The following is a 256-nucleotide window of genomic DNA, read 5'->3' as shown; positions in this document are numbered from 1 at the left end:
CAAAACCCAAGGCGTCTACAACATGGTCAAGGACTTCAAGTCCCGCGGCGTCCCCATCGACTGCGTCGGCTTCCAGAGCCACTTCGGCTCCAGCGGCCCGCCCGCCAGCTTCCAGACCACCCTCACCAACTTCGCCGCCCTCGGCGTCGACGTCCAGCTCACCGAACTCGACATCGCCCAAGCCTCCACCACCAACTACACCAACACCGTCAACGCCTGCCTCCACGTCGCCCGCTGCACCGGCATCACCGTCTGG

At 65.2% G+C, this 256-nt stretch carries 1 protein-coding gene; it reads left to right on the top strand.

Going from position 1 to position 256, the window contains the following annotated elements; all coding sequences use genetic code 11:
* Nucleotides 1-256 (top strand): endo-1,4-beta-xylanase (locus IH54_RS0139035; RefSeq protein WP_031526460.1); only part of this gene is annotated, 256 nt, incomplete at both ends.

It is taken from the genome of Streptomyces sp. NRRL F-5123 (genome assembly GCF_000721495.1).
Lineage (GTDB): Bacteria > Actinomycetota > Actinomycetes > Streptomycetales > Streptomycetaceae > Actinacidiphila.
Note: the sequence above shows the minus strand (reverse complement) of the source record. Positions and strands in the feature narration are given on the sequence as shown.